12 protein-coding genes are annotated in these 12866 nt (G+C 36.7%); 10 read left to right on the top strand and 2 right to left on the bottom strand.

The features are described from left to right. The first annotated feature begins 77 nt into the window (after nt 1-77). Nucleotides 78-1652 carry a glutathione ABC transporter substrate-binding protein gene (locus QGM71_RS17780; RefSeq protein WP_327608911.1) on the top strand — a complete coding sequence of 525 codons (1575 nt, stop codon included), beginning with the start codon at nt 78-80 and terminating at the stop codon, nt 1650-1652. A 255-nt stretch (nt 1653-1907) separates the two neighbouring features. Here the strand turns inward: QGM71_RS17780 and QGM71_RS17775 are convergent, their stop codons facing one another. After that, entirely contained in the window at nt 1908-2243 is a 336-nt protein-coding gene (locus tag QGM71_RS17775) for a general stress protein (RefSeq protein WP_327608910.1), read from the bottom strand. A gap of 121 nt (nt 2244-2364) precedes the next feature. On the opposite strand from QGM71_RS17775, the gene QGM71_RS17770 reads away from it, so the two are divergent. The 7 genes from QGM71_RS17770 (at nt 2365) to QGM71_RS17740 (ending at nt 10099) form a co-directional block, all read left to right on the top strand. Further along, complete coding sequence (locus tag QGM71_RS17770) at nt 2365-3315, top strand: fumarylacetoacetate hydrolase family protein (RefSeq protein ID WP_327608909.1); 951 nt, start codon at nt 2365-2367, stop codon at nt 3313-3315. A gap of 105 nt (nt 3316-3420) precedes the next feature. Beyond that, entirely contained in the window at nt 3421-4788 is a 1368-nt protein-coding gene (locus QGM71_RS17765; protein WP_327608908.1) for a sigma-54 interaction domain-containing protein, read from the top strand. A 350-nt stretch (nt 4789-5138) separates the two neighbouring features. Next, a complete protein-coding gene (locus QGM71_RS17760; protein WP_327608907.1) occupies nt 5139-5291 on the top strand; it encodes a hypothetical protein in 153 nt (50 codons plus the stop codon). A gap of 19 nt (nt 5292-5310) precedes the next feature. After that, entirely contained in the window at nt 5311-6087 is a 777-nt protein-coding gene (locus tag QGM71_RS17755; RefSeq protein WP_327608906.1) for a 3-hydroxybutyrate dehydrogenase, read from the top strand. A 479-nt stretch (nt 6088-6566) separates the two neighbouring features. Further along, entirely contained in the window at nt 6567-7850 is a 1284-nt protein-coding gene (locus QGM71_RS17750; protein WP_327608905.1) for a GntP family permease, read from the top strand. A 400-nt stretch (nt 7851-8250) separates the two neighbouring features. Next, nucleotides 8251-8775 carry a sigma-70 family RNA polymerase sigma factor gene (locus QGM71_RS17745; RefSeq protein WP_327608904.1) on the top strand — a complete coding sequence of 175 codons (525 nt, stop codon included), beginning with the start codon at nt 8251-8253 and terminating at the stop codon, nt 8773-8775. Continuing rightward, a complete protein-coding gene (locus QGM71_RS17740; RefSeq protein WP_327608903.1) occupies nt 8768-10099 on the top strand; it encodes a DUF4179 domain-containing protein in 1332 nt (443 codons plus the stop codon). Before QGM71_RS17745 ends, QGM71_RS17740 begins: the two co-directional genes overlap by 8 nt. A gap of 503 nt (nt 10100-10602) precedes the next feature. On the opposite strand, the gene QGM71_RS17735 is transcribed toward QGM71_RS17740, so the two are convergent. Beyond that, nucleotides 10603-10989, bottom strand: a complete 387-nt coding sequence (locus tag QGM71_RS17735; RefSeq protein ID WP_327608948.1) for a ribonuclease HI family protein — start codon at nt 10987-10989, stop codon at nt 10603-10605. A gap of 223 nt (nt 10990-11212) precedes the next feature. On the opposite strand from QGM71_RS17735, the gene rpoN reads away from it, so the two are divergent. Then, a complete protein-coding gene (rpoN, locus tag QGM71_RS17730) occupies nt 11213-12499 on the top strand; it encodes an RNA polymerase factor sigma-54 (protein ID WP_327608902.1) in 1287 nt (428 codons plus the stop codon). Further along, on the top strand, nt 12499-12741 hold the full coding sequence (locus QGM71_RS17725; RefSeq protein ID WP_327608901.1) for a glutaredoxin family protein: 243 nt from the start codon (nt 12499-12501) through the stop codon (nt 12739-12741). The genes rpoN and QGM71_RS17725 overlap by 1 nt, the downstream gene beginning before the upstream one ends. Nucleotides 12742-12866 lie beyond the last annotated feature (125 nt).

Genomic DNA, 12866 nt, shown 5'->3' with positions numbered 1-12866 from the left:
GCTTGAACCACCTGTGTAAAATTATAAAGTGTACTAAACATAGTGAATTAATGTGGATTATATATAGGAGGTAAGGTATGAAGTCGAAAGTAGTAATTTTATTTATTATCATGTTGAGTATATTTATAACAGCATGTTCGGAAGAACCCGATTCAAACACGAACGAAGGAACTACTGAATTAAGTGCAAAAGTTTTAACTGTGGACTTAGCTTCAGAACCAGTTTCTCTGGACCCACATGCAGCAAATGATGGAAATTCATTGTATGTGATGAATGCACTGTACGATACACTCGTACAGTTAGATACGGATTTGACTATACAACCGGGTCTGGCAGAAAGCTTTGAACAAGTTGAGGATACCGTTTGGGAAGCGAAAATTAGGGAAGGGGTAACTTTCCATGATGGTTCTGAATTAAATGCAGATGTCGTAAAAGCTAACTTGGATCGCGTACGAGACCCTGAGGTTGCTTCTCCTTTAGGATTTTTATTTGATATGATTGAAGCCGTTGAAGTTATTGATACATATACTGTACATATAACTACGGAATATCCTTTCGCAGCATTACCTTCCCACTTAGCACATCCCGGAGGTCATATTATCAGCTTGAAATCCATTGAAGCCGATTATGAAGCTGTTGAAAATGGTGAACCTCCATTTGCTTCTGTCAATGAAGCGCCAGTCGGAACTGGATATTTTAAATTTGATGATCGTGAACCAGGTGAATCTATTAAGCTTGTAAAGAACGAAGAATACTGGGGTGAGCAAGCAAATGTAGATTCTGTGACATTTAAGTTTGTACCTGAAGATATGACACGAATTGCTGAGCTCGAGACGGAAGAGGCGGATATTGTTTATCCGGTAAATGCAAATGATATAAGTAGATTAGAAGATAATGATCAAACTTATGTTAAGCAGTCAGACAGTGCGAGCTTATCGTATGTAGGGTTTAATACAGAAGTTGAACCATTTAATGATGTACGGGTAAGGCAAGCGATCAATATGGCAATTGATAAGGAAAATCTGATAGATGGAGTAACGGATGGAGTGGCTTTACCAGCAATTGGTCCATTAGCACCAACTGTATTTGGTTATAGTGACGAAATAGACCCGTTACCATATAACCCAGAAGAAGCAAAAGAGCTATTGGCAGATGCGGGTTATCCTGATGGTTTTTCAACAACAATTTTAACGTATGACCGCACCACTTCGGATAGTGCTGAACTCATTCAAGCACAATTAGAAGAAATCGGCATAGATCTTAGCATTGAATCCATGGAGGTTGGAGCATATCTGGAAGTTACTGCTAACGGAGAAATGGATATGTTTGTTGGCAGCTGGGGGACTGTGACGTTGGATGCTGATTATGGACTTTATCCAATGTTTCATTCAACGAATGCTGGAGCCCCGGGCAATCGATCATTTCTAGCAAATGATGCTATAGATAGCTTGCTGGAACAAGCCAGAAAAACTACTGATGAAGAAGAACGTCTTGAATTATATAAAGAGGTTCAGCAGTTAATCATTGATGAAGCTCCTATCGTACCGTTATATCACTCTGTTTTATTAGCAGGATTAAGAGAAAACGTAGATGGTTTTTACCAATTTCCCAGCAGTTTTCCATTTCTTCGTGATGTAACAATAGATAACTAATGTAAAGGAAACGAGTTCAGAGCAGCGCGCTTCGAACTCGTTTCCTTTATTGTTTGATAGCTTTTAGAGCGTATAATTAACTCTCTCTCTAAGTCGAGCATCCAGTCATCATGAGTTTACGTAACCTAGTTAGAATCAAATCGAATCGATTCGATTCAGATTCTCAGGTCAGAGGAATAAATCTGGAGGAGCAGCATAACTATTAAATTAATTAAGTGAACATCCTTGCGAGGTGTTCGAATAATACGGTTTAGCTTATTTATCTATTACTATGATAATTTTTTCTGACTTCAAATTACCTTGATTAACTTTTGCCTGTCCTTCTGGTATTCCTAGACGGATTAATTGTTCATACGGATTTGTGATATCATCTGTGAAAATTTGTTTTATCTTTTCGGTAAATGACCCGCTATTTTTCTCTGGAATACCACTTTTCACCTGGACATCTGTATGGTTTTCAATGTCATCTTTATTATTTCTGTTGGTAATTACTGTAATGTCTTCGGCTCGGTGTCCTTCAATTTTCAAGTCCAGTACTTTGTTGACTGCTTCTTCCACAGAGTTGTATGATCCTATAATATGTTTGGTCATTTATTATACCTCCAGTTGTAGGATTCCTATTTAATTTGTACCCTGTTCATTTTCCTCTTAAACTACAAACGAAATAGAAAATAAACTATACTAGTAGTAATAGATATGAGGGGTGATGTTGATGAAACTTGTAAGTTATAGAGTAGTAGAAAAAACTGAAGAATTAAGAATAGGATACTTGTATGATGAAAGCGTTATTGATTTGCATGATGCATACAAAAAAATGCTGATTTTTAAGCAGGAAATGGTAATGGCTGAGGCTGTTGAGCGGTCACTACTGCCTGCTGATCCAGGTTTATTCTTTTCGATGGGACAAGAGGCTATTGACCGGGCGAAGGAAGCTTATCAATACATTATAGAGAATGGGATAGATGAAGTTAGCCACAATAAAGCGGATGTTACTATCTCTACTCCAGTACCAGACCCATCAAAAATTATATGTGTAGGAAAGAACTATGCTGATCATGTAACTGAAATGGGTGGGGGAGACTTACCAACACATCCGGTTCTTTTTGCTAAATTCAATAATGCACTGATCGGTCCAGAAGATGCTATTGTAAAATCACCTCACACAAACATGCTTGATTATGAGGTGGAATTGGCTGTTGTAATTGGAAAAGAGGCGTCTCAGGTGACAAAGGATGAAGCGTTAGACTATATTGCTGGGTATACGATTGGAAATGATACCACAGCCCGGGACTTGCAAAAGCGAACACCTCAATGGCTTCAGGGAAAGACGTTGGATCGCAGCACACCAATTGGACCATGGGTAGTTACAGCAGACGAAATTGCCGACCCATCTAACTTATCTATTCGTTCGTTTGTGAATGGTGAAGAGCGCCAGTCTTCCAATACTAGTCATTTGATATTCACAATACCTTTTCTTATTGAATTCATTTCAAATTTAATTACATTAAAGCCAGGAGATATTATCCTGACTGGCACGCCTGATGGGGTAGGTTTTGCTATGGATCCTCCACAATTTTTGAAAAGTGGCGACGTAGTAACATTGGAAATAGAGGGAATTGGCCAGATGAGTAATAAAGTTATAAACTTACCGTTTTCTAAATGATAGATCAGAAGAAAAATGAAATATCGGATATTATTGGTCAGAATCCAAGAATGGTGAGAAATGAACTATCCAGCTATTATTCGAAAGAAGGATGGAGGTGTATTAATGACAAAGCTAAACACTAGTTATAAGGATGAAATATTTGAAACCGTTTTCGAAAATAACTTTCACTGTTTTGTTGTAGTAGATCAAAATGGATTTATAACGTATATGAATAATAGTTATTGTAGTTTTCTCGAAGTGGTTAAAAGTGATGTATTGGGAAAACATGTTACAGACGTCATTGAAAACTCCAGAATGCACATTGTTGCTCAAACAGGCAAAAAGGAAATTGCGGACCTTCAATATATTCGTGGGAACCATATGATCGCAAATAGAATACCAGTCCTATCAGAAGGAAAAGTAGTTGGTGCAGTCGGAACTGTGCTCTTTCGTGATACCAAAGAATGGATGAAAATGAATAGTCATATAAAAGATCTTTTATTGGAATTGGAACAGTACCGAAGCCAATTGAAAGTTCAGCATGGAACAACCTACTCCCTTCATGATATTGCTGGAAGTTCACCGCAGATGAACAGTCTCAAAGAGAAGGTGAAAAAGGTATCTCCAGGAGACGTCTCCATATTACTAAGAGGAGAAAGTGGAACAGGGAAGGAATTGTTTGCACATAGTATTCATCACCTAAGTGAAAGGAATACAAAGCCTTTTATCAAAGTAAACTGTGCAGCTATTCCAGAACATTTACTTGAATCCGAACTGTTTGGATATAAAGAGGGTGCCTTTACGGGAGCAAAAAAGGAAGGGAAACCAGGAAAATTTCAACTTGCAGATGGTGGGACGCTATTCCTGGACGAAATAGGAGATATGCCTATGAATGCACAAGTAAAGATACTCAGGGTTTTACAAGAAGGAGAAGTTGAGGCAATTGGAGCAGTTGAAGCACAAAAGATAGATGTGAGAATAGTAGCTGCTACAAATCAACCATTAGAGGAACTAATAGAGAAACAGCAATTTAGAGAAGATTTATTTTATCGTATCAATGTCATCCAATTGCAGATTCCAGCTCTAAGAGAAAGGCCTGAAGATATCCGTGTGTTAGCTAAATTTATCCTTCATAAGGTAACAAAAAGAACTGGCAAAAGAATAATTGACTTTGAACCAAATGTATTAGCTCTTTTTTTTCAGCATAAATGGCCTGGAAATACAAGAGAATTAGAAAATGTTATCGAATCAGCCGTACATTTAACCAATACAGAAACAATTAAACTAGAAGATTTACCTGAACGTTTTCAACCAGATTCTGATCTGATGGAACAGAAAGGAACGTTAAAAGAAATTTTAGAAAACGCAGAGCGTAATGCGGTGAAAAACGCATTAAAAGAAGCAAAAGGAGATAAAGTAAAAGTGACTGAAATGCTTGGTATTGGGAAGTCCAGCCTTTATGATAAAATAAAAAAGTTCGGCTTAGAATAGTTTTCCGATATTTCGGAAAACTATTCCGTTTTCCTGGAATAACGATAAAGTCCTTATTTAAGAAAGGACATACATTTATGGTGAGCCATACTTAAATCCCTTTTTCCGCATTATTGGAAAAAGGGATTTTTAAATTTACTATAAACACCGTATCTACACTGTTTTCAACTGAATTTTAAGTTGGCATAGTTTTTGCATATAGGATTAGTGAAGGGAGTGTATTAGTTATGAAAAATATGTAAACATCTTTTGATGATGCAGTTAAGGACATAAAGGTGGATCAGATTGATAAAATGACATAATCCTACGTTGAAGAAAACGAAGAATTTTAAAAATGTAAGCGGTTTCTATTGAGTTTAGAAATAGGCATACTGAATTTGGTAGCGAATTATATAAACTTAGTAACATTGGAAGTTTCAGAAGGTTGGACTGTAGAAGAGTTTCCAATCAGCAGAGGCGGAGTTACTAATACACGAAAAATAGTCAAGTTGATTCTTTTTTAAAAATTAGGAGGTATAAAATATGTTAGAAAACAAAGTGGTTTTTATTACAGGTGCTGCAGGTGGTATTGGGTACGAAATTGGTGTTGAATTTGTTAAGAATGGAGCAAAGGTAGCTTTTTCAGACATTAATGAAACAAAAGTAAAGGAAGTTACGGATACCCTCAAACAACAGGGATATGACTGCTTTGGGGTTAAATGTGATGTAACGAATGAAACGGAGCTGCATCAAGCAATTGATCAGACGGTTGAACAATACGGCAGACTTGATGTGCTAATTAATAATGCAGGATTACAGTATGTAGCGTCCATCGAAGATTTTCCTACAGAGAAATTTGAATTTATAACAAAAGTTATGCTGGTAGCACCATTTATGGCAACAAAGCATGTATTTCCAATAATGAAAAAGCAAAAGGCCGGGCGAGTTATTAATATGGCATCGATTAACGGGCTTATCGGGTTTGCCGGAAAAGCTGCTTATAACAGTTCGAAGCATGGTGTAATCGGTTTGACAAAAGTAACAGCTTTAGAGGGTGCAGAACACGGGATTACAGTTAATGCTATATGCCCGGGGTATGTGGATACGCCACTTGTACGCAATCAACTTGAAGATTTAGCCAAGAATCGAAACGTTTCCTTAGAGAAAGTACTTGAGGAAGTTATTTATCCATTAGTCCCGCAGAGGCGATTGCTTTCTGTACAAGAAATTGCTGACTATGCCATTTTCCTTGCTAGTGATAAGGCAAAAGGAATCACGGGGCAAGCAGTGGTAATCGACGGTGGCTATACAGCCCAATAGGTATTTTTAGATAGGTGAAAAGATGAGGTTGTATATTGGAAGGAGCTAGAATTTCATCCGGCGCTTTTGATAGTAGTCTGTGAAGATGTAAATCTACTGAGCTAGGAATTACAGCAAGTATGGAGGATAGGGAATAATCAGAAACTAATTATTACGCCCCTTTGTTGCTTAATAGGTAGCCGTAGAAAAGGAATAGGCTTAAAAGTCAGGGGCGGGTAACCGTGGAGCAATTGGCCACTTCGCGTGATAAATCGGTTTCGTTTATAACTGATTCGGGTGCTCTTTCGAGATATATTTCCCAAGTTGGAGCCCCTAGGAATTAGCGAAGCAAGGGTATGTATCCCGTTATAAAAGATCTAAAAAGAAGGAATCAGAAATATAGAATAGCAACAATATGTATCGGTGAAGGTCTGGGGATTACGATGGTTGAAAAGTTTTGTATAGAATTAAAGGTATTTTAAAAAATCAGGAGGGGTTTTATGTTTGGAATTATCCTTGGTCTCATCGTTTTAATGGCACTAGCCTACCTAGGGTGGTCGATTATCTGGGTGGCTCCAATTGCTGCAGGGGTTGTAGCACTAACAGGTGGGTTGGATTTGCTTGATGCTTATAAAGATACATATATGGGCGGATTCGTATCTTTTGCTAAAGCTTGGTTTCCAGTGTTTATGTTAGGGGCAATATTCGGAAAACTGATGGAGGATACAGGAATGGCCAAATCAGTTGCTGTTTCCTTAACAAAGGTTATAGGTACAAAACGCGCAATTTTGGGTGTGTTAGTTTCTTCAGCAGTTTTAACATACGGTGGAGTTAGTTTATTTGTTGTAGTGTTTGCGGTTTATCCACTTGCATTAACACTGTTTAAGGAGGCAAATATTAGTAGACGGTTAATACCTGGTACAGTTGCTCTTGGGGCATTTACGTTTACAATGACGGCAATACCAGGTACACCGCAAATTCAAAATCTTATTCCGATGGATTATTTTCAGACGGATGCAACGGCTGCACCAATTATGGGGATAATTGCTGCATTGATAATGGGAGTTGGCGGATATCTGTATTTACGATGGAGAGAGAAAAAATTAACAGCGAACGGTGAAACATATACAGATCCAGAAGATGAAAAGATGACCAGTGATGAAGGGGATACACCAAATTTTATTTTATCCCTATTACCACTTTTAGCAGTATTGGTAACGTTAAATTTATTAGGATGGGATATTGTATTAGCTCTAATCTCGGGAATAGTATTAATCATGGTGCTTAACTTGTCCAAATTAAAAAGCTTTGTCAAGGCTATTAACGGTGGTGCAATTGGTTCAGTTACGGCAATTATAAACACAAGTGCAGCTGTTGGCTTTGGTACAGTTGTAAAAGTTGTACCTGGTTTTGAAAAACTCACTGAAATACTTATGGGTATAAAAGGTAATCCACTAATTTCCGAAGCAGTTGCAGTAAATGTTTTGGCAGGTGCTACAGGATCAGCATCTGGTGGTATGGGAATAGCCTTAGAAGCATTAGGTTCAAAATATTATGATATAGCAATGAATACAGGAATTCCTCCTGAAGCATTTCACCGAGTAGCATCTTTGGCATCTGGAGGACTTGATACACTTCCACATAATGGAGCAGTTTTAACACTACTTACAATAACAGGTATGTCTCATAAAGACAGTTATAAGGATATTTTTATTGTTGGTTGTGTAATTCCTATTATTTCAGTAGCGGTAGCTATATTATTTGCTTCTATTGGTATTTATTAAGTACATCAAAAGCGAACAGTGCCAGTCACTGTTCGCTTTAATAGATGAAGAGAATAACTGATAAAGACAATAGCAGTTAAGTGGTTTAGGGATACTGGGTAATGGAATGGTATGGTTGAAAAACTAGTATCTGAATTATTTAAAGTAGAAAAAGTATCAGATTTCATTCGAGATAAAGTGGCAAGTAGGGTTTCGACGTAGTAACATTGGAGATAGAAGGAATTGGTCGGATTAGTAACAAAGTTATTGATCGTTAAAATCTACTGCATGATTTAAACATGGCGGAAAAAGCTCACATTTTTTTGTGAGCTTTTTCTTCATCAAATTAATTTTAAAAATGAAAACTTTATATCGGGTCTGCAGTCTAATACATAGATAGATAAAAGTAGGGGGCGAAATTGTGAAAGAAAATCTTCAAGAGATCCAAAAAGCTATTGACGGGGATGATGATGCATTTTTGCGATTAATACAATTACATAAGGTGGATTTGTATAGAACAGCACTTTCCTATTTAAAAAATCAGGAAGAAGCACTTGAGGCTGTACAAGAAGTCACATATCGTTCTTACAAGGAAATCCACACAGTTAGAGAAGCTGCTTTCATAAAAACTTGGTTAATTCGGATTATGATTAATTATTGTAATGACCAACTAAAAAAAGATAAACGGCTGATATTTCATGGTGAAATAATTGATCTGCAAGGAGTTTCAGATAGTCACACTGATATGGAATTAAAAGATGCAATGTCGCAACTAGACGATCGATCAAGTGAAATACTTACACTTAAATATTTTAACGATTTAAAAATCAAGGATATTGCCATAGCTTTGGAATGCCCTGAAGGAACGGTAAAGACCCGGCTTAATAAAGCGTTAAAGAAACTACGGAACAAACTTGAAGAGAAGGGAGGGGAGTTTCATGTATGAAAAGGAAGAATTAAGGCTGTCCAACTATAAAAAGAAAATGGAGAAAACTGAAATCCCTGTTGTAGCATTGAATGATGCAATTCTAACGGGCTTTGCTAAAGCGAAATCAAAAGAAAAAGTATTCCACCGTAAAAAAAGGTGGATATTGCAAGCAGCAATGGTTGCAGTAATACTGATAGCCTTTGTTACAACCATTCGTGTATCTCCTGTTTTTGCAGAATATGTTTCGGCGATTCCTGGAATGGAAAAGATTGTTAAGCTTATAAGGCATGATAAAGGAATGGTAACAGCGATAAATAATGACTATTATCAGGATATCGATGTATCCGTCGAGAAAAATGGATTAGAGGTTATTATAGACGGTGCAATTGCAGATGAGAATGGGATCGTCTTATTTTATACTTTAAACACGGAGAAAAAGCAAAAAGAAATTACAATTGAAGAAGTTAAATTGGAAAGTACTGTTGGTGAAAAATTGGATTTCAGTTCCATGACTTATGGCTTCCCTCATTTTTCAGAACAAGGGCAAAAAACATACAGTGGAGTAATGGAATATTTCTTTCAAAGTCCTTACGAGTCAAGAAGTTTTGAGATAGACCTACACGTGGTTGGGGACACGGTTAATGAGAAGTTTATCATTCCTTTCACATTGGAAAAGAATTTTGAAACCAAAAAATCGTACGAAATAAATAAGACAGTTACAATAGGAGGGCAAAGGATTTTTATTGAAGAAGTCACTGTTTATCCACTTAGGGTGGCAGTACGGGTTAAAAAGGACCCTAATAATACAAAGAATCTGTTATATTTTGAAGACTTACGACTTGTTGATGAACATGGCGAGGAATGGAGTAAAATTTCGAATGGAATTACTGTAAGTCAACTTTTAGACGAGGAAGAAATAATTTATCTTGAGAGTAACTATTTTAAAGAACCTGAAGAGCTGTACCTTATTATTAATAGAATACAAGCAATTGATAAAGCAGATGACATGGTAGTAGTGGACCTGGAAAAGGTAGAAATTTTAAACCAACCTGAAGGGAATATGCTCCGTGAAATAGAAATTACAAAAAATGAGATTAATTTTAAGTTATATACAACTGAGGGAGACTTTCCATTCGGTCTGTTTGGAGAAATAATGGATGCTAGTGGGAATAAAATGCACCCTGAGTCGATATCCTTTTCTTCAGGCGGTTCGGAAAGTGATGGTATAACTAAACACGGTATTCAACTGAAGAACCTGAATAGTTATGAGTCACCGATATCGATAGAATTAGCTCATTTTCCTAAATGGATTTCAGGTAATGAGAGAATAAGGATAAAATAGCTAAATTAGAAATTGCTGTTTTTCTTCTCTGGTATCTATTTTATAAGGTGCGGAAAGTTTTTTCCTTTCCTTCATGTTAACATGTTTAACAAATAGTCAAAATAAGGTATACTGTAAGTAGAGAGACATACAATAATAAAACCGCCCCATGCTACAACATGGAACGGTTACAATAGACTAACCCCATCAAGAGGGGAAGGCACAGTAAGGAAATAATCCCTCACATGGTCCTGTTAAAATCACATGAGGGATTATTTTTTATGGTTCTGGTTGGACATGATAAAAGCAATTAACATACCGAAAGAAATCATCAGCGTTAATACATTTTCCATATCCATAAGCAACACCCCCCTTTTTAGGAGATATCCTAAAAGGTGAAAGTGTGCCTAACCCTCATGTGAAACTAACCTATTGATATTTATATTATATCAAAATCCCGATACTTTAGGGAGGTATAGCAAAGAAAGATGCGAACTATTGAATTAATTTTGCGTTCCTATCTTTCACATATATATTGCCTTCCTAGCTAATTTATCAGCATTGCTATTTTTTTTCTCTGGTATCCATTTTATAAAAAAATATGGAAAGTGACTTTTTTCTTCCCTTATTTTTTCAATAAGCGGAAGAAATTTTTCGTTTTTCGTAAAGTCCTTTTCGATCACATCTACAACTAGTTTGGAATCCGACCGGAAGGATAATATCTCATTCGGAAAAGAATCTCTACAAATCTCAAGTGCTCTAATGACCGCTGCGAATTCTGCTTCATGATTAGATAAAACACCTATAGGAAATGAATATTCATATTTCTTTCCGTGTGCTTTTATGTATATTCCTGCTCCACTTAACCCGGGATCGCCACTTGACGCACCATCTGTGTATACTTCTATCAAGTCTGATAACACTCCTTCATTCATCTAGCCTGCTTACCTTCATTATACTGTTACAGTGCTTTATACAAAAATATAATAATTCAAATTATTGAAAGCCAGGTTGATATCGATAGATAGCTAATATCATTCGACATAAACCGGGAAGTGACAGGCACCCCCAAAGTGACAGGCACCCCCAAAGTGTGGCAAAATAGGGGGGAGAATATCTTTTGGGGTGCTTAATATGAAAGCTAGGCTGGTTCAGGAGCAAACGTTGCAATGGAAGATGAATCAATCGTTGTTACAGGCGATTCACATTCTGCAGTTTTCGAGTGTGGAGTTAATTGATTATATTCAAGAGATTTCTAAGGAGAATCCGTTGATTGAAGAAGTGAACTATGATTACGACATAGCGCAGTATCGATCATCCAACTCAAGTTCAGCTGTAATAGGTGAAATAAATCAGGCAGAATTGACGATGTATGATCAGTTGAAAAAGCAATTGTATACATTGGATATTACCAAGGAAATTAAGCCGCTAGTAGAATTCGGAATTGATTCATTAAATGAAGATGGTTATTTGGAAATTGATCTCGACCTATGGGCAGATAAATGTAATTCTACTATTAAGCAGGTTGAGCAGGCCCTGAGTATGATACAATCACTGGAACCTGTTGGAATAGGGGCACGGAACTTAAGTGAGTGCATCGTCTTACAATTACAGTCACTACCTGTATACAGACCGTTTATAAAGAACTTAATGACAGAACATCTGGAATGGATTGCAGAAGAAAATATCTCCGCGATAACGAAACACTATGATACAAATGATACACAGGTAAAGAAAATTATCGAACAAATAAAATCCTGCCATCCTAAACCGGGAAGACTTTTGATAACCAAAAGACCTGATTATATTATTCCAGAAGCATCGATCTATAAAGAAATGGGTATGTGGAAAATCTCATTTTACAAATGGAATGCACCCACGATTAAAATAAATAAAACATATGAAGATCTTAAGGATTTAGAAAAAGAAGCAGCCGATTATTTAAAAGAAAAATATAAGCAGGTTGATTGGTTAAAACAGGCAATATCTTACCGTACGAGCACATTAGAACGTGTTATCCAAACAATTGTTGAGAAGCAGTACATGTTTTTTGAGCATGGTGCGTTTATGCTTCAACCCCTGACTCTTCGGGAAATATCCAATGAATTGGATATTCATAATTCTACCATAAGCAGAGCGATTAGTAATAAATACGTACAAACAAAACACGGTGTTTTACCTATTAAATTCTTTTTGCAATCCGGTATCAGGCAAGAAAATGGAAAGCAAACAGCTGCTTTTGCGGTTAAACAGTTAATTACTGAACTAATTCAACATGAAAGTAAACATAAGCCATTGTCAGATGAAGCAATTAAAAATAAATTAGCTGAAGAGTTTGGTATTACTATTGCTCGACGAACTGTAATGAAATATCGTGAACAGCTGGGGATTCGATCCTCAATGAAGCGGAGGGATTTATAATGTTAAAGGTAATATTTTATACGAAAGAAGTATGCTCATTATGTGAAGACGCGGAGGCTCTGCTCACGATGCTTCAGCAACATTATCCTTTTGAGATTGAAGAAAGAGATATTTATACAAATGATGCATGGCTCGAGGAGTTTCAGCTGTTGATCCCCTATGTGAAAATCAATGAAACAACGATAGATTGTGAAGAGCTTAATATAGATACGTTGGAGGACGCAATAAAGAAAAATATATAAGAAATACCCATACCAGCCATCTTTACACCTAGTTTTAGACTAACTTAACCGGTAACCATACACCTTCTCAATGGAGTAAATTTTTCGCTTGTACGATCATTAAATGAATAATCACAGCAAATCAT

It is taken from the genome of Virgibacillus tibetensis, from assembly GCF_036026595.1.
Lineage (GTDB): Bacteria > Bacillota > Bacilli > Bacillales > Amphibacillaceae > Virgibacillus_P > Virgibacillus_P tibetensis.
Note: the sequence above shows the minus strand (reverse complement) of the source record. Positions and strands in the feature narration are given on the sequence as shown.